Origin of the sequence: Novipirellula aureliae, assembly GCF_007860185.1 — a bacterium.
Classification (GTDB): domain Bacteria; phylum Planctomycetota; class Planctomycetia; order Pirellulales; family Pirellulaceae; genus Novipirellula_A; species Novipirellula_A aureliae.
In genome coordinates this window covers 627,392-647,570 of sequence record NZ_SJPY01000004.1, presented here as the reverse complement: position 1 = coordinate 647,570, position 20,179 = coordinate 627,392, and the positions used below count along the sequence as shown (strand labels likewise).

General features: G+C 52.1%; 20 protein-coding genes and 1 tRNA gene. 8 read left to right on the top strand and 13 right to left on the bottom strand.

From position 1 onward, the window contains the following. The first annotated feature begins 208 nt into the window (after nucleotides 1–208). Nucleotides 209–580, top strand: a complete 372-nt coding sequence (locus Q31b_RS14900; RefSeq protein ID WP_146600445.1) for a hypothetical protein — start codon at nucleotides 209–211, stop codon at nucleotides 578–580. Between the two features lie 5 nt (nucleotides 581–585). After that, nucleotides 586–762: a metallophosphoesterase gene (locus Q31b_RS14895; RefSeq protein ID WP_146600444.1), complete on the top strand. Its 177-nt coding sequence runs from the start codon at nucleotides 586–588 to the stop codon at nucleotides 760–762. A 50-nt stretch (nucleotides 763–812) separates the two neighbouring features. Here the strand turns inward: Q31b_RS14895 and Q31b_RS14890 are convergent, their stop codons facing one another. The 9 genes from Q31b_RS14890 to Q31b_RS14850 all read right to left on the bottom strand — a co-directional run bounded on the left by Q31b_RS14890 (nucleotide 813) and on the right by Q31b_RS14850 (nucleotide 8,504). After that, a complete protein-coding gene (locus Q31b_RS14890) occupies nucleotides 813–2,006 on the bottom strand; it encodes a hypothetical protein (RefSeq protein WP_146600443.1) in 1,194 nt (397 codons plus the stop codon). A 122-nt stretch (nucleotides 2,007–2,128) separates the two neighbouring features. Next, nucleotides 2,129–3,355 (bottom strand): tyrosine-type recombinase/integrase, encoded by a 1,227-nt coding sequence (locus Q31b_RS14885; protein WP_146600442.1) that lies wholly within the window; start codon nucleotides 3,353–3,355, stop codon nucleotides 2,129–2,131. A gap of 117 nt (nucleotides 3,356–3,472) precedes the next feature. Beyond that, nucleotides 3,473–3,546, bottom strand: a tRNA-Arg gene (locus Q31b_RS14880). An 82-nt stretch (nucleotides 3,547–3,628) separates the two neighbouring features. Next, the gene (locus Q31b_RS14875) at nucleotides 3,629–4,990 is read right to left on the bottom strand and encodes a methyltransferase RsmF C-terminal domain-like protein (RefSeq protein WP_146600441.1); all 1,362 of its coding nucleotides are present in this window, start codon (nucleotides 4,988–4,990) and stop codon (nucleotides 3,629–3,631) included. Between the two features lie 7 nt (nucleotides 4,991–4,997). Continuing rightward, nucleotides 4,998–5,324: a hypothetical protein gene (locus Q31b_RS14870; protein WP_146600440.1), complete on the bottom strand. Its 327-nt coding sequence runs from the start codon at nucleotides 5,322–5,324 to the stop codon at nucleotides 4,998–5,000. 179 nt (nucleotides 5,325–5,503) lie between these two features. Beyond that, nucleotides 5,504–5,998 carry a tRNA (adenosine(37)-N6)-threonylcarbamoyltransferase complex ATPase subunit type 1 TsaE gene (gene tsaE / locus Q31b_RS14865; protein ID WP_197171559.1) on the bottom strand — a complete coding sequence of 165 codons (495 nt, stop codon included), beginning with the start codon at nucleotides 5,996–5,998 and terminating at the stop codon, nucleotides 5,504–5,506. Continuing rightward, nucleotides 5,973–6,908 (bottom strand): hypothetical protein, encoded by a 936-nt coding sequence (locus Q31b_RS14860; RefSeq protein ID WP_146600438.1) that lies wholly within the window; start codon nucleotides 6,906–6,908, stop codon nucleotides 5,973–5,975. The genes tsaE and Q31b_RS14860 overlap by 26 nt, the downstream gene beginning before the upstream one ends. Nucleotides 6,909–6,922: 14 nt before the next feature. After that, entirely contained in the window at nucleotides 6,923–7,669 is a 747-nt protein-coding gene (locus Q31b_RS14855) for a Dabb family protein (protein WP_146600437.1), read from the bottom strand. Nucleotides 7,670–7,763: 94 nt separating this feature from the next. Continuing rightward, nucleotides 7,764–8,504 carry a 7-carboxy-7-deazaguanine synthase QueE gene (locus tag Q31b_RS14850; RefSeq protein ID WP_146600436.1) on the bottom strand — a complete coding sequence of 247 codons (741 nt, stop codon included), beginning with the start codon at nucleotides 8,502–8,504 and terminating at the stop codon, nucleotides 7,764–7,766. A 14-nt stretch (nucleotides 8,505–8,518) separates the two neighbouring features. On the opposite strand from Q31b_RS14850, the gene queF reads away from it, so the two are divergent. From queF to Q31b_RS29025, 4 genes are all read left to right on the top strand, one after another. Then, on the top strand, nucleotides 8,519–8,887 hold the full coding sequence (gene queF / locus Q31b_RS14845; RefSeq protein WP_146600435.1) for a preQ(1) synthase: 369 nt from the start codon (nucleotides 8,519–8,521) through the stop codon (nucleotides 8,885–8,887). Between the two features lie 181 nt (nucleotides 8,888–9,068). Further along, the gene (locus Q31b_RS14840; protein ID WP_146600434.1) at nucleotides 9,069–10,061 is read left to right on the top strand and encodes a sugar phosphate isomerase/epimerase family protein; all 993 of its coding nucleotides are present in this window, start codon (nucleotides 9,069–9,071) and stop codon (nucleotides 10,059–10,061) included. Continuing rightward, nucleotides 10,042–11,484 carry a glycerate kinase type-2 family protein gene (locus tag Q31b_RS14835; protein ID WP_231617586.1) on the top strand — a complete coding sequence of 481 codons (1,443 nt, stop codon included), beginning with the start codon at nucleotides 10,042–10,044 and terminating at the stop codon, nucleotides 11,482–11,484. Before Q31b_RS14840 ends, Q31b_RS14835 begins: the two co-directional genes overlap by 20 nt. Before the next feature lie 7 nt (nucleotides 11,485–11,491). After that, nucleotides 11,492–11,806 carry a cation:proton antiporter domain-containing protein gene (locus tag Q31b_RS29025; protein ID WP_315860394.1) on the top strand — a complete coding sequence of 105 codons (315 nt, stop codon included), beginning with the start codon at nucleotides 11,492–11,494 and terminating at the stop codon, nucleotides 11,804–11,806. A 263-nt stretch (nucleotides 11,807–12,069) separates the two neighbouring features. On the opposite strand, the gene gatB is transcribed toward Q31b_RS29025, so the two are convergent. Further along, complete coding sequence (gatB, locus tag Q31b_RS14825) at nucleotides 12,070–13,554, bottom strand: Asp-tRNA(Asn)/Glu-tRNA(Gln) amidotransferase subunit GatB (RefSeq protein WP_146600432.1); 1,485 nt, start codon at nucleotides 13,552–13,554, stop codon at nucleotides 12,070–12,072. Nucleotides 13,555–13,604: 50 nt separating this feature from the next. Then, entirely contained in the window at nucleotides 13,605–15,086 is a 1,482-nt protein-coding gene (gene gatA, locus Q31b_RS14820; protein WP_146600431.1) for an Asp-tRNA(Asn)/Glu-tRNA(Gln) amidotransferase subunit GatA, read from the bottom strand. A 129-nt stretch (nucleotides 15,087–15,215) separates the two neighbouring features. Here gatA and Q31b_RS14815 point away from each other — a divergent pair, with 129 nt between their 5' ends. Next, complete coding sequence (locus Q31b_RS14815; RefSeq protein ID WP_146600430.1) at nucleotides 15,216–15,698, top strand: hypothetical protein; 483 nt, start codon at nucleotides 15,216–15,218, stop codon at nucleotides 15,696–15,698. Here Q31b_RS14815 and Q31b_RS14810 read toward each other — a convergent pair. Continuing rightward, complete coding sequence (locus tag Q31b_RS14810) at nucleotides 15,695–17,041, bottom strand: polysaccharide biosynthesis/export family protein (protein ID WP_146600429.1); 1,347 nt, start codon at nucleotides 17,039–17,041, stop codon at nucleotides 15,695–15,697. The two genes, Q31b_RS14815 and Q31b_RS14810, sit on opposite strands and share 4 nt — an antisense overlap. A gap of 122 nt (nucleotides 17,042–17,163) precedes the next feature. Beyond that, complete coding sequence (locus Q31b_RS14805; protein WP_231617584.1) at nucleotides 17,164–18,228, bottom strand: hypothetical protein; 1,065 nt, start codon at nucleotides 18,226–18,228, stop codon at nucleotides 17,164–17,166. Nucleotides 18,229–18,612: 384 nt separating this feature from the next. On the opposite strand from Q31b_RS14805, the gene Q31b_RS14800 reads away from it, so the two are divergent. Then, complete coding sequence (locus Q31b_RS14800) at nucleotides 18,613–20,166, top strand: glycosyltransferase family 4 protein (protein ID WP_146600427.1); 1,554 nt, start codon at nucleotides 18,613–18,615, stop codon at nucleotides 20,164–20,166. Nucleotides 20,167–20,179 lie beyond the last annotated feature (13 nt).

Sequence of the window (20,179 nt, the reverse complement as noted above, 5' to 3'; positions counted from 1 at the left end):
TGGCCACAATCTACCGAACTCCGCTTCGCGAGGTGCAAAACGGACCACTGTAGTTCGACCAACCCCCTCTCGTTGTGGGGGATTTTCAAGCGCCCATCACTGGTCCCTTTTCAGCGCCCCGTGACAGGAGCGTTCGACGTTCGCTGTCGCCAAGAAGAAAGACGACGCGAAGTACGTCACGCTTGATGGCTACGTTGTTTCAGACGAGATGCGAAGTCAGATAGCGAGGTCGTTGGCAGAAGACTTTGGTATCGATCTCAGCCACGATAGAGTCAAGGCTAAGCCTCAAAGTGAAACGACGATCAATCGACTAAAAATCGGAAAAAGGTTCGCGAGCAATCCCGTCCATGAGACTTTTGTCTCTCGCGAGACGCGACAGGAACCAAACGCAGTCTATCGTGAGGCAGTCGACGAGTTATTGACGATGGACTTGGATCCTGACGCGGCCGAAGCAGGCAAGCAGCAAGAGCTTTTCGCCAATCCAATCGAACGCTCGCAAAGAGTTTTCACAGCAAAGATAGATTTGCTGAAGGAAGTATGGCGAGAAGCGGCCAAGTCTGCGTCCAGTCGAAATGAGTGATCGAAATGACAGATGGCCTTTCTAACTTTGACCTCGTTGGCGACATTCACGGGCACGCGGATGCACTGAAGGAATTGCTTTCCGACATGGGATACATCCGGCATGGGCGTGGATATCGGCGTCAGAATCGGAAGGTCATTTTCGTTGGCGACTTCGTGGATCAAGGCCAGGACGCTTCGTAATCGTCACCCGGTCTTCCTTTTGCTTGCCCGCAGTGTAGGTTTCGCTGGCGTCACGGCTTCTTAGCAGACTTCCTAGCGGGCTTCTTTGCCGACTTCCTAGCCGGCTTCTTTGCTGACTTCTTTGTAACCGTCTCCACAGTTAGTTCGTGAAGTGTCCAGTACGATCCTCGCGTTCGGGAAAACTTGACATGGAGCGGACCGAAACATTGTTTGTTTAGTTTTGAAATCTGGCTCGATATTGAGGACTTTTCTGGCTCCCCAGTTCCGCCGATATGCTCCCACTTTTTCATTAGTATTTCGTTGCTTGTCGTACTGGCACCTCTCGAAATTATATAATCAACCAAGCCAATTTGGAGTTCGCCCCGTAAAGGAACAGATTCCTCGCTGTTTTCACGCCGTAACTCGTTGTCCACAACGTACAGCCCCAAGTGGCGTCTTCCTTGAGGCGCTTCGGGCGGATCAGGGTTGCAATTTATAAGCCGTTCCATTTCCTCATCGAGTAGCCCCAACGCATGACACCGCATACGTATCTCGTTACGGATTTTCTTTTCCATTTCGTCATCGAGCGAATGCAAGGGCAGGCGTGGAAGTATCCAGTCTTCCTGGGAGAAATTGTGAAGCATATCCGGCTGAAGAACAGTCGGCCCAGAATCTACATTAGGACTATCATTACCATAACTGTTAAAAGTACCAGGCTGCGACGGTATCAGATCGTGGGTTAGAATTTCGCTTGGCGGTATCGGATGTTCAAGGCGATCCAACCAAATTCCTAGCTGCAATAATTTCTTTTCTTGAGGGTTCGGCACGCGACCGAAGACCCACGACTCAAACTCGATCAGGTTTGATTTTATCCCGCTGGGAATCAATTCTTCGATCACCCAATCTAGCAAATGCTCGCGACCGTATTCCACGCCATCCACCTCTCCGCGAATGGCTTCTTGGTTTATTCTGTACCTTCGTTCGAATTGTCGTTCGGTCAGACTATCGGGACCAGCGCACCTACTCACCTTCCGAACCTCTCGATCGATCACATCCCAATCCAGTTCAGCCACGTTACGAAGATATTCTCGCAACCGCTGACAGGGGGTATCCTTAATTCTGTACTCGTCGAACTCTTGGCCGAGGATCCATAGCATCTGGATCCGATGGCAGATCTCGTTGCATAGTTTGCCACATTGAATGAGGTTTCCCACTCTCCGATCGGAGATGTCGAGTAGCGTGGGATCTGCTTTATCGATTTCCATTGTAGGCCTGCCTGCTACGTTTTGATTGGTGTTAAATCTGGGCGAGATTCCGGCAGCAACAAGAACGCCGAGGCCGACGAAGCCTCGGCTAAAACTTTTACAGCACTCTAGAGAGGGTAGAATTACCCTACCTTTCGTGCCACCTCAATTGCAAGTTTGAGATTGCGTTCGGCGTAAACTCGGGTCACATCCGCGTGACTGTGTCCAAGTGAAACCGCTGCCGCTTCAATTCCGTAGAGCTCGTTGATCTCGGTTGCTCGGGAGTGACGCAACTGCAGCGGAAACCAATTGGGCAGCAGTTCCTTTTTCTCGACCTTTCGTTGCTTGTTAACCTTCAATATTCCATACTTAATCGCACGGCGGTAACTGGCGACATCGTAATAATCCCGTTTCGCTTTCTTGGGATTTTTCTTTGGCTTCCTTTTCTGCTGCGATGGCGTCATCGGAGATTGCCGGTTCTCACGGCGTTTCCCGTTGCGGTATTCCTCAGCGTCGCGAGGTGAAAATAGAAACCCGTGTTGTCGCAAAATCAAGAAGGGCGTCAGGATTTCTTGGCACTGCGGCCCCAGTGCAATCACACGATGGTGTCCTCGCCACTGCGTCTTGTGCTCCTGCGGCTCGTAGATCCAAATGTCTTTGGACCGTTCGATATCCTGAAATTGCATCAGAACGACTTCGCACGGACGCATGCCAGTTAGACGCTGTAGCCTGATCATCGCTGCAACTTGCGATGAAACTGCTGCCAAAACCGGTTCGATATGCTCATCCTCAACTGGTTTGATTGGATCGGTCTCACGAGCGCGAGTTCGACCAAATTTCAATCCCGTCACCGTTCGAACACCCTCGTACACACTAGGAGGGACCAACTGTTCCGATGCAGCCCATTTAATAAATCGCTTAATCCGATTGGTTCTATTGTTGATGACACCGCGAGACAAGTCGGAATTGATCATCGCTTCTCGGACCGCCTTTAGGCTTAACGGGCCAAAATCTCGGGCCAAGGTGTCTCCAAACAGAACGCGGGCTGGCCGGAGAGCCAACTGCATTTCAGTTAACTCTTTTGTCGGTTTACCGTCCTTAACGTAATAGTTTTCTGCAAACGCTTTGTAGCGAAGCAGAACCTCGGCCAGCGTCAAATCGAATCTCGAATTGGCCCGGATCTCGTGTTCCAGTGATTCGCCTTCGTTTGTCGCAGCACGCCATCGCGCGATCTCTGCCTCGTAAGCCTCGTGGCTTTCGGGGGCCCCGTATGGGCCCAGATAAACATCTTTGCCGAAGATGCGGACGACAGCGCGTCCAGAAGCTTTGTGGTGGCAATAAGCGGGAACTTTCCCTAACCGTCGTGACATAGTGAGACTCCAAAACTTGATATTCCGTAAATTACGGAGAAACAAGAGTTTCAAAGCCGCACTGCTTCAAACGAAACAGGTACGCTAAACAAAGCGTCGGCAAGGACTTAGAACAAATACACCCCAGAGGATTCGAACCTCTAACCTTCGGTTCCGTAGACCGATGCTCTATCCAATTGAGCTAGGGGTGCTTGCTGGATCTGCAGGAATTTACAGGATGTGACGAATTCTGCAAACCCCATTTATTTCACTTTTTGTGCTTTCGGGTTGGTTTCATCCCTGATTGGTCTGACCGTGCCAACGTGAGGCGGTGGGGAGATGGTTTTTGCCGACGCGGCCGTCTGATTTGATCCACCCAAGTGGCCGATTGGCGTGCATGACGACACTCCAGCCTCGATCCGAGTTCGCAATCGTGGCACCTGATAAGTAGGTCTGGGCCGTTTCACTATCGACTTCGGTGTAATCGATTGCCAGGGACGGATTTGTGGAAGGCGAATCTCGGCGAAGAGCTCCCGCGTGAGCTGGCTTCCACACTTTTCCGGTTTTATAGGCAATCTCTGCTCCTGCGACTGCCACGTTTTCTACCCAGTCGGGAGCGTCGGACGGTAACGAGTACAAGTTCACACCACTGCCGAAATAGCGATCGTTGCTCAAGTCGCCGTTGTACCACTGCGATAAATCGGCCTCTGGTTTGACCGGTTGCGATTTTCGTAAACGGGGCAGCGTGGGTCCAGAGGTTTCAAGTGGTAGCGATAACGATGCCGCAAAACTGCCGGCACACGCATGACGATGTGGCCAAATTCGGTAACTGGCCGGCGTTTTCGACGCGGCGTATTGGTCAAGACGTTCAATGGGAGATGGAAGTAAGCCTAACGAGTTGATCATCCACTCGACTTGCTCTTCGTTTTCAGCGGCTGCGAAGGTGCAGGTACTGTAGATAATTCGTCCGCCTGGTTTTAGCAGCATTTTTGCAGCCGCCAATATCCGCCGCTGGCGTGACGCGCTATGCTCGATTTGCTTCTGAGAAAACGCTGCCTCGGATTGGCGGTTGCGACCAACGAGCGCTTGGCCGCTACAAGGTGCGTCGACGAGCACGATGTCAAAGACTCCAGGAATCTTCTGGGCTAGCTTTTTCGGGTCCAATGAACTGACGGCAAACCGATCCGATCCTGTCCTGGCTAGGTTGTGAAGAAGCGGAGGTGTGCGTGAGCGGATCGGTTCATTTGCCAACAAAAAGCCACCGCGATCGAGTACCTCCGCGACCGCGCTTGCCTTGCCGCCTGGGGCTGCACACAGATCGCAAACCAGCATCGAAGCGAGCGATTTGTCCGTATCAACCTGGGCAGCCGCCAACGCTAACAACGATCCGGCATCCTGCAGATAATAGTCGCCCAGCGCAAACGACAATTGCTTGGATGGCCGTTGCTCGCGGCAAACATTTCGATACCCCAATGAGTACCAATCAATCGGGTCAAGCGACATCTTGATTTCCGATGGAGGAACATTTGGACGAAGTCGCAAAACATTGTCAAAACGTCTGCCAAGTGAAGTCGCCAGTGCCCCCAATTCTTCGCGATTGATGGGCACGTCGCCCAGGATGGCTTCGATTTCAAACGGTTGGATATTGAGGCTCACGTTCCATTCACCGCTTCAACCATCGCAGCACCGTTAGCCCACTCGATAGAGCACCTGCTAATAGGAGTGGCGATGTAAACGTGAACATAATGAAGACCAAATGTGGCAGCCGCCCCGATTTACTGGCTCCAGACCCAGTGGATGTCCCCTCTACTAGCAGATTGATCTCTTCCTGAACGGCATCCACCCGTGAAGCATACAAAATACCTGCTGATATCAATGCAAAAATCAACATCAACAACATCATGAATCCGAGACTAATCTGCGGGCGCGGTCGATAAGCTGATGCATCGCGTTTGGATGAGTTGGAGGGGGTGTTGAGAGTTGAGGGCATTAAAAAAGGTTAGCCTACCTGTGAATCATTGGCTAGTGGATTAGGAAAGTTAAAAACCAGGGTTGATTGTAGTGGATTTTGTATAAGACATTCTTTCCGCACGGATCTTTAACAAGATCCACTACCCTAACACGGACTACAGCAAGTGCTCTGATGACGTGGGCTGTTGGGTACACGGTTTAACGAGTCGTTTTCACGGTGATGGTTCGCCAATCGTTTTCGGGTTCGAGTTCGATTTCAATCCAGATCGTTTGTTTCGGCATTGATCCAGATACTAAATCAGCCCATTCAACGATCGTCCAGGCGGAGTCATCATCGAAAAGTTCTTCAACGCCTAGCTCGATGAATTCGTCTTCGTCATGGATTCGGTAGGCATCGAGATGATGCAACACGATCCGCTCCGACGTATGCGTTTGCAATAGCGTAAAGGTCGGACTGGTGACTTCTGCAACATCGATACCAGCCTTTGCGGCAATCGCTTGAACCAGCCGAGTTTTTCCTGCGCCAAGCGTTCCGACAAGTCCGATCACACAGCCACTCGGCAACCGATCGAGTAGTTGTTGTGCAAATTGCTCGAGCCGTTCGATGTCAAGGTGCTCGTATTTGGTTATCAGCGGTGCGGGTGATTGTTCGTTTATGATTTGGCTCCTAGCGATACATTTCATGGCAAGCATCACAGCTTTGTGTAACGGCACCCACTTTGGGTCCGAGCTCATATTCGCCACGTTCGATGGCCACGGCGACGGCGGTTGCAGCTTTCGTCATGCTCAGGCTGAAAGCGGCGTAATCTTCGTCGTCGGCTTCATCAAGGCCTTCGCGAGTCAGCACTCGTCCGACCATCGCCAACAATTGTGCATCACGTTGAATGGCGTCCGCATTGTTCTCTGCTGACTTAGCGTCACGGCTAGCGGATTTGAGCTGCTCGCTTAGTCGTTCGGCATACTGCATTAGCGGCGTTCGGTCGACAACCATCGCCCAATCATTTTCGGCTTCTGCATCCCGATTTGACAGTCCACTACCGGAGACCAAGTCCTGCAAGTCAGCTTTTCTACGTTTTGCTTCGTTGTAGACTTGGGTGGAGCCTGCTTTGCAATTGAATGCCGTTCGCGAGATCAAATCGCGTGCCGCTGCGGCTTGATCTTTCCAGCGGACGTCGCCCGTGTATTCATTGATGACCGCAAACAAGGTTGCAAGGACGGACAATTCAAGTCGGGCATCCAAGTAGCCGCCACTATTGAAAGCTCCAGGCGTCGTGACGATTGAGTCGAAACTTAATTTGGTTGTCTTGACTGCATCTTCGAGTGCGGCGGGGGAGATTAGTTCACTCCATCCGTTGGGTCCGCCCGGTGCCATTTTTGTATTTGCAATCGCTTCCGTGTCGGCGGCGACGGTTTGATTCGACATTTGGCGTACTTTCGATAGCGATGGTTTTTCACCGCGAATCGCATCGTCAAGTGAATCGAAAAAGATACCTTGCAGATCACGACGATCGAAAGCAGGAGCCGCAGCCCGACGCTCTTGGGCTGACGCGAAAATCGACGTGGAGACGGAAAGGCAAATGGCAATAAGAAGAGGTTTCGTCATGAGCTAAACGGATTCTATTGGGTCCAGAATTCCAAAATGCGAACGTTCTCGGCCAGTTCTTGGAGAGACTTGGCGATTTCTTGTTGCACAGGATCCGCCATCGTTTTTTCTCGAGCATCGGAATCGACAAATGTAAGTATTCCGGCGTGGGTGAACCCTTTGTCGTGAGCTTCAGGACTGTTGTTGACGCCCCATTCCAAATGACGGATCGATTCAATCTTTGCAAGTTTTTCCGAGACCGTTTTCTCAAGCGATTTGATTTGCTCCGGCTCCGCGTCTGGTTTGAATTTCACAAAAACCGCCATCTTCAGTTGCTTCGAGGCTGATTTCTTCGGTTCCTGTGTTCCCCAGTAGTCGATGACGAAAACATCCTTGACGTGCGGACGCAAAACATTGCCAAAGGCCTTGTGTTCAGGATGGGGCAGGTAGGCGGAGCGGCCAGCCTCATCGGCAAACGAGAGTAAGAAGCAATGGGTCAGCCCGCCACTTCGTTCGTTCGATGCGACATTCACACCATGCTCAAAGCCAATGATCGAATCAATTCTTTCGGGTAGAGCTGCAAAGGCATCGACAATTTTCTCAATGTCTGCCTTGGACGCTTCGTCTTTGAAAGAAAAGAAAACGGCGTGACGAAGCACTTGCTTTTCCACTTTAGCTGCTTCCTCCTTGTTCGCATCCGAAGCGGTCGTCTGCAACGACGCCCAGACTGGACAAAGAATGATCGAGACGAAGCCAAGAAGTCGTAATCGAGTTCGTATCATTGGAGGTCGTCCAAAAGGGGTGGTGGTGAACGCTTGTTCCCAAGCCGAAGCCTAGTAACCCGTAGGGAATTTAGCTCAATGGTTTCATTTTCTCTTAGGTTCCACGGCGATTTCCGTACCAACGAATATGCATCCGGTCACATTCATTGAAGCCTTCGTTTCGAGTCCAATCCGAAAGCCAAATGGAAGTCGCATCGAGCTCCTCGGGTGTAATTCCTTGAGGCATAATCCAAACCTTATCGGCAGGGATATCAAGTTCAGCGGTGAGCGTCATCACTTCCGGCAGGTCCGATGGTTCGTTTACGACGTATTTTACTTGATAATCAAGACTTTGGCTAAGCAGTTTTCTCATGATTTCGATCGGCATGCGGCGTCGATGGTGTCGATCGTGCCAATCGGGGTGCCCTTTTTGATCGGGAGCACTGCTGGCGAATTTAGGGCTTAGCGATAGCAGGTCGCAACGGACATCTCGATCGATCGTCCCTGCTGTTTCAATCGTGACATGATGGCCAGCTTCTTGCAGCGATTCGACCAGCAACGTCGATTGGGGAGCAAGCAACGGTTCGCCACCGGTCAATATGACGTGCTTCAGGTCAGCTTCCTTTACCGCTCGCACCAAGCTGTCGATCGTCCTCGACTCGCCTTCAGGATTCCAGGAGGCGTACGGCGTATCGCAGAACCAACACCTCAAGTTGCATCCGCTGGTGCGGATAAAGAAACTATCCGTTCCTGTAAGGATCCCTTCCCCTTGCCGACTGACAAAGGTTTCAGCGATGCGTAGTGTTGTCCCCCTAGTCGATTTGGGCGGAGCATGTAAAAATCGTGTCTTATTCACCGGAGAAATCAAAATTGAGCGACTCAACAAATTTTGCGGACGTACTGGAAGTATTCGATAATCCAAGTCCGGAAAGAAATTTCACGATCGAACACCACTGTCCCGAGTTTACATCGGTTTGCCCAAAAACGGGACAGCCCGATTATGGGACGGTGATATTTTCGTACGTTCCCGATCAAATTTGTGTGGAACTGAAGAGTTTGAAAATGTATCTTCAGCGTTTTCGGAACGAAGGAATTTTCTACGAACAGGTTACCAATCGAATCATGGACGACTTTCTTGACAAGGTAAAGCCTCGTCAAGCAAAAATCGAGACCCGCTGGACGCCACGTGGCGGCCTAAACAGCAACATTATCGTTCAATTTCCCGATCCGGTATCCTAAATTCAATAACTTCAACGATCCGCGTGATCACCGTATTTGCAGAGTTCTTTGGTAGTGGATCTTGTTAAAGACCCCCTGTTCGAAAGGATCTTTTACAAGATCCACTACGATGGTTTCCAGCTGAATTCTGTGATGGAGCGGAGCTTTGAAAAATCTTTCCTCACACCCATTAGGATTCAGCATGCCCCCCGTATTGCTAAGTGGATTTGCCGACGAAGCCGCCAACGAGAAACAAGCCGTCCAACAGTACAGCGTTTTTGCAGCCCTCGGCTTGAAGTATTATTCGATTCGCTTCATTGACGCGGGTGAGGGAATTAAGAATGTGATGGCTCTTAGCGAGCCAGAGATTCAGCATTTGGTAAAAATGCAGGGCGACTATGGGCTCAAGGTTAGCAGTATCGGTTCTCCGATTGGCAAGGTGAAGTTGCTCGATGTCGACGACGGCACCGAAAATCGCTACGTCCCGTTCGCTGAATATCTCAAGACCGAGGTTCAAGCCGCTTGCGATCGCGCCAATGCGTTCGGATGTAAACTGATCCGCGGTTTCTCGTTCTACCATCCCAAGGGAACAAAACCCGAAGATCATGTCCAACAGGTCTCGGACCAGCTAAGCCAAATCGCGGACGTTTGCGAAGCAAATGACTTGACATTCGGCTTGGAAGTTGAAGCCAATCTAGTTGGCCAGACCGGTCACTTGCTCGCTACGATCGCAGAAAAAGTGAATCACCCAGCGATGTTGACGATTTTCGATGGTGGCAACATTGTGATGCAAGGGTTCTCGCCAGACGAGGTTTATGCTCAGTACACCGCAATGAAGCCAAGTTTGGGATGGTTACACATCAAAGACTACCACGATCCTACGACGACTTCGCGTGTGGAGCACGTTGATGAAGCGAGCGTCAGTCATTTCGTGCCGGCAGATCGAGGCGACAGCAATCACGAGGCGATCTTCCGAGATTTGAAGGGATTCTTGCCAGAGCTAAACCAACGCATGGTTTCGCGAGGCGTCGACGGTGTCTTCATGGATTTAGAGCCTCACGTGAAAGGCGGCGGCCAATTTGGTGGCGTTAGCGGACCCGATGGTTTTGGTGTGGCGCTCAGAGCACTTTGTCGAGTCCTCGATTACGCTGGCGTCAATTACGATTTGCGTCGCTTTGAAACGCTCCAAGGGTGACGGTAACATCAGCACGCCACGCACAGACGCTCTAACGATTTGGAATGCTGGTGTCGATTCGGTTCGGGGCCGTGAGTTGTTGCAAGCTCAAGTCTCGCTCGACGTTTCGGATCCAGACGGTCTGTTCATTGGCGATCATGTTGTCCACCGAGCAGATTTTGACCGGGTTCTAGTCATTGGCGCTGGCAAGGCGACCGCTGCGATGACAGCGGGATTGTGCGACAAGATCGCCGGCTGGTTGCCTATTGAGGGATGGATCAATGTGCCACCGTCGAACGCTGCAGCTTGGTCTCTGGAGCCGAGGCTTTACGAGAATGACCTCGGTTCAATCCCCCAAAGTGTACGCGTTCACGAGGCTCGCCCCGTTGGTGTCAACGAGCCTCGTCCCGAAGGCGTTTATGGAACCGAACAAATTCTTGGTCTCGTGCAAAATGCAAAGCCACGTGATCTTTGTATCGCGTTGCTGTCAGGCGGCGGCAGTGCTTTGCTAACCGCACCCTGCCGCGGTATCACGCTCGATGACAAATTAGCGGTCATCCGACGACTGAGTGAGAGCGGTGCGGGAATTGTCGAACTCAATACCGTTCGCAAACATCTCAGCCGCGTAAAGGGTGGCGGTCTCCTTCGGTATTGTCGGGCGGGTGAACTCGTGACGTTGGTCCTTTCGGATGTTCTTGGGGATCCAATTGATTTGATTGCCTCGGGGCCGACGGTCGAGGATTCATCGAGTCAAGAAGATGCGATCGAGATACTGAAGCATTTCGATCCAGGACTCGAACTTCCAGCGGCGATCTATCGAGTCCTGGGGAACAAGCCGGAAACTCCGCAGGCGATCACGACGCACGCGACGACAATCATCATCGGAAATAATGCCGTGGCTGTTGATGAGGCGGGGATCGTCGCGGAAAGCCTTGGCTACAATCACATCATGCACTCCCAAACGAAAAGTGAAGGTACGGCGGAAGACGTCGGTCGTCATCATGCAGACATGTTGGTAGGGATGCTGCATGATCGAAATACGCATCGTGCGAACTGCTTCGTTACCGGCGGCGAGCCCGTAGTGACTCTTGCTCCACCTGCCGTTCGTGGGCTCGGTGGACGCAATCAACAACTTGCGTTGGCTGCTTACAAGCGACTGATCGAGTATTCGTTATCAGAGGCCGAGTGGGAGAAAATTGTCATTCTGTCGGGTGGGACCGATGGTGAGGATGGACCGACGGATGCTGCCGGTGCGATTGTCGATTATGATGTTCATCGAATCGCGGTAGAAAAGAAATTCGATGTCGACGATTACCTGATTCGAAACGATGCATACCATTTTTTTGAGCAAACCGGTGGATTACTCAAGACGGGGGCAACAGGGACGAACGTATGCGATATTCGAGTTGGTTTGATCGATTGCAAACATCAAAGCCCTGACTGAATGACTCATTCACGACCTGCTGATTATCTTCACTGCTGGCTTGCTTGCCTCGTTCGTTTGGCGATGGCTTCGTGGGTCCGTTTGGATTGGCTATTTGGTTGTGGGGGCAATTCTAGGACAAGGGGTGTTGGGATGGGGGCTCGATCACAACCACCCATTGGCGCATTTTGCCGAAGCGGGTGTGTTTTTGCTATTGTTTTCGATTGGGCTTGGATTTTCACTTGATGATCTCAAGTGTCTCGGACGCAATTTGGTGATGGGCGGTGCCGTTCAAATGGCGTTGGTCACGGTACTCGTTGCGCTTCTCATGCATTCCTGCTGACTAATGTGGCAAGCATCCAAGTTGGTTGGTTCCGCGGTAGCGTTTAGCTCCACGGTCTTGGTTTTCAAAGCATTGTCCGAATGGGGCCACTCACAAAGATCACACGGAAGCTGATGACGTCGTCATCGACGAAACCGAAGCGACGCTAGCGTTGCTAAAGGCAGGACAGGAAATCGAGCTATCGATGGTTATGTTGGAGTGTAGCGTTCGGGTGGTCCCACGCAGCTTTCCAGTCTGTTCTGTAAAGCCTGGACACCGACCTCTTACTCGCCGATCAATCGCAGCAGGGTTTCACGGACTTGTTGAGGATTGGCATTGGGGTTTTTCTTTTTGGCTTGGCCGATCAAGGATCCGACCGCTTGAACTTTTCCACCGCGAACGTCATCGACGACATTCGGGTTGGCGTCGAGAAGTTCTTGGCACAACGTGTCGATCTCGCTGCTGTCGACCTGCTCGATACCGAGCGACTTGATCGCCTCCTCTACCGTCGATTCCTTATCCAATAGATAATTGAACACGTCTCGGGCACGGGCGTTATCAAGCTTTGCGTCGGATACCAATTTGAGTAGTTCGCCGAGTTGGACACTGGTTACCGGAAACTCGTCTATCACCATATCGCGTTCCTTCAACGTTCGCATCACGTCTTGTTGGACCCATGAACTGGATCGCTTTGCATCCCCGGAAACGTCGGCGACCCGTTCAAAGTAGGCAACCAATTGAGGGCCTTGATTGACGATCACGTTGGCATCGTATTGTTTGAGTCCATGTTGTGATTGCAACCGATCACAAGTCACATTTGGCAGTTCGCGCATCGACTTGCGAATTTCTTCAACTTGTTCACGCGGAATCCGCACGGGCAACAAATCGGGATCGGGGAAGTATCGATAGTCCGCCGACTCTTCTTTTTCACGCTGGATGAACGTTCGTTCTTTTGAATCGTCCCAGCCGCGAGTCGTTTTGGGTTTGTCATTGATGGTCAATCCGTCGGCTTGCCAATCGATCGCTTGCCGCTCGACCTCAAACTCGATCGCTCGCTCCACCGCTCGGAAGCTATTCATGTTCTTGACTTCCACGATCGGCGTGGCAACCTTCTTGCCATCGACGTTGATATGCAAGTTCACGTTCGCGTCGACGCGAAGACTGCCCTCTTGCATCTCACAATCGGATATCCCTAGATGGGTCAGGATCAGCTTTAGCTGAGTCAAATATTCTTTGACTTCGGCCGAGGACCGCAAATCAGGCTGGGAAACGATTTCGAGTAGCGGTGTTCCACAGCGGTTCAAGTCGATCCGTGTATCGCTTTTTCCTGCCACCTCGTCGTGCATGCTTTTGCCCGCATCTTCTTCTAAATGGGCACGAATGATTCCGATGTGACGCGTTGCATCGGGGTTGGCGGGATCGGTAATTTCTAAATATCCGTCGGCACAAATCGGCAAGTCGAATTGACTGATTTGATACCCTTTTGGCAGGTCGGGGTAAAAGTATTGCTTGCGGTCCCATTTCGTCAGCTCAGGAATTGAGCAATTGATGGCTAAACCAGCGCAAATGGCTAGTTCGATCGCTTGCTCGTTCATCACCGGAAGTGCACCGGGTAAGCCCAGGCAGACGGGACAAACCTGCGTGTTCGGGGAAGCACCAAATTCAGCACTGCATCCGCAAAACAACTTGGTCTTCGTTTTAAGTTGTACATGGACTTCGAGTCCAATGATGGTTGTGACGTCGTGACTCATGATGAAATTGGCATTCACTTGTGTATATGGAAAGTTATCGTTGATACGGTTCGAAAAAGAACGATCCATCATGCAATCGGGCGTGGGCGTTGCTGATGATGATGGGTCGTCGATTGGAATGCACCGGCCGCGAACAAAAGCCGCGATTCTTCGAGTGCAGGGGCTTGCAACTGAATCCCAACGGGTAAACCGTTGTCATCCAAACCGGCTGGCAACGAGATTGCCGGCAGACCAGCCAAGTTGGCTCCGACGGTAAATAGATCGCACAAATACATCTGAATGGGATCGTCGGTCTTCTCACCGATTAGAAACGCGGAGGTTGGGGTGACGGGACCGAGCATGAGATCGCACTGCGAATAGGCAGCGTCAAAGTCGTTCTTAATCAAACGGCGAACTTTGAGTGCTTGATTGTAGAACTTGTCAGCATAACCTTCGCTCAATCCGTAGGTACCAACCATAATCCGTCGTTTGACTTCGGCACCGAATCCCTCGTCACGACTGCGACAGTAGGCGGACACCAGCGGCCCATGCTCACTCGTCCGATCGATCGAATCAGTACGGTGACCGTAATGGGCTCCCTCATAGCGAGACAAATTGCTGCTCGCCTCACAAGGAGCAATCACATAATAGGTTGGCACCCAGTATTCGCTATGCGGTAAATTGATTTCGACCATCTCGGCCCCACAACTACGAAACACCTCACTTGCGTCGTCGACCGCTTTGCGAATCGCAGGATCGAGTTGGCCTGAAAGTGACGATTCACCCAGCACGCCAATCTTGATTCCCCGTAGATCGGATGTCGTCAGGATTTCGGAATAGTTGGGCACGGATTGATTCAGAGAGGTCGAGTCGCGTGGTTCAAATCCAGCGGTCGCTTGGAGCAAAAGAGCCACATCGGCAGCAGACCAAGCCATTGGTCCAACTTGATCCAAACTGCTTGCAAATGCAATCAGTCCATAACGACTGACCCGGCCATAGGTAGGCTTGAGTCCGGTAATTCCGCAAAACGCGGCAGGTTGTCGGATCGATCCACCCGTGTCACTTCCCAAACTCATCGGCACGTAGCCGGCCGCGACCGCCGCAGCCGACCCACCACTGCTGCCGCCAGGCGTCCGGGTGGTGTCCCAGGGATTTCGAGTCGTCCCAAAGTAGCTCGTTTCGGTACTCGCTCCCATCGCGAATTCATCCAAATTCGTTTTGCCGATGATGATCGCATCGGCTTCTCGCAGCTTCGTCACCACGGTCGCGTCATAGGGCGGCCGAAAATTCTCCAGCATTCGAGATGAGCAAGTCGTCGGCATGTCGGCGGAACACAGATTGTCTTTGACGGCAATCGGCACGCCAGCGAGTGGTCCAAGCGGTTGACCAGCAGCACGGCGGGTATCAATTTTTTTGGCGATATCGAGCGCTCTTTCCGCATCGACGTGGGTGAACGCATTGATCGTCTCATCAGAAGACTCGATATTCGAGATTGCCTTTTGAACGATCTGGGCGGCGGTGATGTCGCCGCTTTCCTGCAGTTTGATTAGTTCCGAGGCAGAATCCAACATGGTGGTGGCACGCTTATGAGTAATAGTGGTCGTCAAGAAACGCTAATTATTGGGGATTGTTACTTGATCGCCTACCCGGCACTTCAAAATAGCCGTTTCGCCAATAGAGGGCTGCTGATGGAGTGATAGTTGCCTTTCGCTTTCATGTCGCTGTGTCTCTCCGAGACAGGGGGATTTCGCGTCTCGGCGAGACGCGGTGGCTGTGGTTTGCGTCTTGGCGAGACGCGGTGGCTGTGTTTCGCGTCTCGGCGAGACGCGGCTACTATGGTTTGCGTCTTGGCGAGACGCGGCTACTGTGGTTTGCGTCTTGGCGAGGCGCGGTGGCTGTGGTTCGCGTCTCGGCGAGACGCGGTGGCTGTGTTTCGCGTCTCGGCGAGACGCGGCTACTGTGGTTTGCGTCTTGGCGAGGCGCGGTGGCTGTGGTTTGCGTCTTGGCGAGGCGCGGTGGCTGTGGTTTGCGTCTTGGCGAGACGCGGTGGCTGTGGTTCGCGTCTCGGCGAGACGCGGCTACTGGAACGATTCATGGGCGATCTGCGAATGATGACAAAAAAAAACCGCACGGGAGCTTGTGGGCTTCCGTGCGGTTTGCAAGTGTCTGCAGGACTTTCTTAGCGTAGCAGTTCTCGTAGACCGTAGGTGAAGAAGGTTGCGATACCGAAGTTGATCAGTTCCTCTTCACAACGGTATTGCAAGATAATTGTGTCACCTGGCGCGATTAGCGGTCGACTCTTTGGATCGTTAATCGCTTTGGTCAAATCAACCTCGATGGCGACTTGCCCGTTGCAGGGTGTTTTCCGCAAGATGTACACGATCCCTGGCGGTACCGCTGATGACCTACCTCCAATGATACTGGCTGATCCGCCGCTGACTTGCGATCCAACGCCTCGGCCTGCGATAGCCATGGCTCCAAGCACGTCGAGGTCGTAGTCACGAGGCAGGGAAAACTCGCCGCCAGGTAACAAGCCGCCTGTGTAGAAGACTTCCGTTTCACGTGATTCGATGTAAACAATGTCTCCATCTTGAAGCGTGATCTCATCCTTTGGAATATCAGGAACCACACCTGGTTTGACCCGCAAAGGAATCTTTATGATCGCTGGATCTTCTGGCAGTTCCGGCGGGCAAGCACACGGATCGAGCATCAACGCACGTTGTTGTGCGTAGAACTGCTGCATGAACTGAGAACGTTTTCGTTTATCCGCTTCACTGGCACGAAGAACTTTCACTTGGTTTTTGGCATTCAAACCTGGCAGGCCACCCGTTTCCACCAATGCATGCAGTACGTCGTTTTGATAGGCGGGTAACTGGACCATCGTGCCGCTTGCACTTCGGTCACTCGTACCACGAATATACTCCGCTGCGAGGCTTTGTGTATTCAGCCGACTTGCATCTTCGCGAATAACGACAACGTCATAAGTTCGCTCCTTGATGATTGTCACGATCGGGCGAGCTTTTTCGGGACGCAGAATCTCGTTGTCGATGTAGGCGTCACGAATCGCTTCACGAATTTGTTCGAGCGTTAAGCCTTCGACATCGAGTGGCTCGATGAGTGGCAAAGCCAACGTTCCATCATCCTGGACCGCAATCGGATAGCCGATCGACGGAGGTAGAATGCTCTGTTCGCCAGGGAAGTTAACCGGTGGCGGTTCGGGTGGTGCGTTTGGCGGGTTAAAGGGCAAGACGCCTTCAACGTAGATGCCTAAGATGTCACCGCCCGAGATTTGGTAGTCTCGTGGTGGTTCGAGCGAAAGCAACGAAATATCGATGGGCACCAAATCGTTCTTTGGTTCGACAAAGAACGTATCGGGTAGCCGATTAGCGGGCACTCCGTCGATGGGCTGCGTAATCGTGGTGCAGCCTGTTAACGAGGTGCTTAGAAGACCGGCGGCGACAACGGTCTGAATGGACCGCAGTACGTGACGCGCCCGTTTTCCGACTGGCAAAGATTTCTTGTTCATCCCTGAACTCTCTAACTAAGGTCAATGCGTATGCGTAAGTGGGGCGCTTGTTGGGCGTCGCCAAAAGACAATGAGGGTTGTCTAAACCGGTACGGTTCAGACGTTGATCAAACTTGCTTCGCTTATTGGAAGCTGAACGGCAGATCGGTCGCGGATTGCTTCGTTGCCGACTTCGCTGCTGGTGATTTTGCTGCAGCGGGTTGTTCCGTCGCTTCGGGGCCTGGCCCGAAGATACTGTCGATCACGCTATTCAGATCTGCCGTGTCCATCTCGATGGAAGACGAATCTTTCGACGCCATCTTCTGCGACCGCCGCGGCTCAAGCTCGGGGATGTCCGATGACGATGCCGAGAACGAGACGGCTCCGTCATTTTGGTTGGACATCATCGCACCTTCGTGAGGGCCAAGCTCCAACGCATCCTTCAATCCAGACCCTTGGTTTGACGATTTCGGCTGCAGTCCATTGAGCTCTGAATTGGTCGCAGGTTGCGGTAAATCATCGACAAATGGACTGGTCAAATCGGTCGGCTGGCTATATGGGTCGTTGTTGTCCAACAAAACGGGAGCTGCACCGACCGGCAGCATGGCTGGAGGCGTTTGGTTCATGTTGCTTGGCATCCGCGCGGTGCCAACATTGTTCCAATGCCCTACGCCATCTTGTTCGGCTGCCTTGACGCCCATCGGGTAACCGGCGAACCAATCGTTGACGGCTTGAGTGCCGCTGGCGGATTGATACATCCATCCCCAATATTTTGCTGGCGCCACCGCTGGGATACAACCATTACCGCCACTAGCGACTTCGGCATAGCCTGCGTAGAAACCGTCCTGAAAGGCACTCGACGGATTGCAAAAGGTATGCTTTTGGCAATGCCAAGCTTTTGCAGCCATTACACGATTGCGATGGCTGATCATAAAGTCGTTCAGCATATCCTGTTTTTGGATCGAACGGCATGCTCCGCTATAAAGCGAAGAGCATCCGCTAGAACCCAAGATCACAAGGGACAATCCGGCTAACATTGCAGCGCGTCGAATGCGAGCTTTGCAGCGAGACGGATCGGCTGGTCTACTTGAGTCACGTTGGCTCAAGTCGTTGTCTAAGTCCGCGACGCTACATTGAGCGTTGATTCGTGATTGCGGCATCAATAATGAACGAATCGCCATTTGGCCCCCCTTTGGCAGCAAAGGCATTCCGGTTCTAGTCCTACGGGTGGTGAGGGTTGTGCCGTCAAGCACTACCACTCAAGGCTATTTATCGCCCCAAACGGGCTGTCGGTTTAGCCAATTATTTGGAAAACGCCACTTATGACGCTAAGTCCGGTTGTAGCGAAAAGAGCAATTCCCATTGAAAGGAGGATTTTGCGGTGTTTTCTGGAAGGGATGACTTCATTGCTTGTCAGGATCGGTCTTTCAATTTTTCTGACTTTCGGAATAAACAGCCGTTCGTTTTGATGCACTTATTCTTATAATAAGCTGTTGACTGAGTTTGATTGGTCGCCCAAGATAACACCCGCTTCTGGCGGGCCGTTGATCTGCTTCATTGTCTTCCCTACTCGATTTACCCAGGCGCACTAGATGTATTGGTTGTTGTTCGCGACGCTATCGGTCTCGGTCGCTGCAGCGTTGGTGCTCGTTCCCTCGGTTCGCATGTTTGCCTGTCGAATCGGCATGGTGGACAAGCCGGACCTGCAGAGAAAGTTGCAAACCAAACCAATCGCCCTTGGCGGAGGCGTGGCTGTCTTCGCCTCGCTCCTGATTGCGACGTTGTTTGCTTTAGCAGTCGACCACATGTTCTTAGGTGGGACGCTTCATGGCTTTCATCGCAAGTGGGTGCTGTTATTTTTGGCTGCAGGCTCGATCTTGGCTGTCGGTTTGATCGATGATCGATTCGCGCTCCGTGGACGGCAAAAATTAGTATTGCAACTTCTGATCGTCGCGGTGGTGGCCGGTTCGGGAACGATGATCCGAGAAATCAGCTTGCTCGGCTTTGAATTGCCGCTCGGCCCGCTCGCTCTGCCAATCACACTGTTGTGGTTCCTCGTCGCCATCAATGCTTTGAATCTCATTGACGGGGCCGATGGGATGGCGACCACGGTTGGATGTATCATCTGTACGGGGTTGGGTATTTTGAGTTGCCGCAGCGGGATTTCTCTCAATGGAGTGATTTGTTTTTCATTGGCTGGTTCGCTACTCGGTTTCTTGATCTTTAACAAACCGCCTGCGAGCATCTACCTAGGGGATGCTGGTAGTATGATGATTGGCTTTTTCGTGGCCGTTTTAGCGATGTGGTCGAGCGTCAAGGAATCAACCGTTTTGGCATCGGCACCTGTAGCCATTCTAGCGATTCCATTGTTCGACTCCTCCGCTGCCATTATGCGTCGCTGGCTAACCGGGCGCAGTATCTATGCGACCGACCGCGCTCATTTACACCATTTGCTGCAAGCCAAGTTTGGGAGCCACGGCATGTTGATTGTCGTCGCGGGACTGTGCATGGTGACGACAAGTTTGGCGGTTCTCTCGACTTTCTTCGAATTGCCTTGGCTTGCCGCGATCGGCGTTTGTTTCGTTCTCGGTATGCTTGTCCTTACGCGTTCCTTCGGCTATGCCGAATTTCGGTTAGTCGCCAGTCGTTTGCTCGGTGCCTATCGATCATTTTCGACTTCGAGATTAGAGTGCGACAAGCGAAAACTTGAACGGCAACACACTCTTCAAGGTAGCGGACAATGGGAAACCGTATGGGAACCATTGGTCGAGTTTGCAAAGACCCACGATTTGGCAAGCATCAAAATTGATCTTAACATGGCATGGCTGCACGAAGCGTATCATGCATCATGGCAATCCGTTCGGTTACCTGAAAAGGTGAACCAGCTTAGTCTCACCGTTCCACTATTCACAAATCAGACGAAGGACGGCAGCGAAATGGCGATCGGGCGGTTGCAAATCATTGCTCCCGCAAACTCGCCCGACACGTATCGAGAAGTGTCGCACTTCATCGAACGACTGGAAGAACTCGGACCTCAGATCGACCATGTCATTTCGCAGATCGAAACCGGGCAACAAACTAAATGGTCGGGCTTTACTTGGTCACGACGTCATGAATCTCAACGTGTCGAAACGATTAATCATTGAGCGCCGTCTTTGG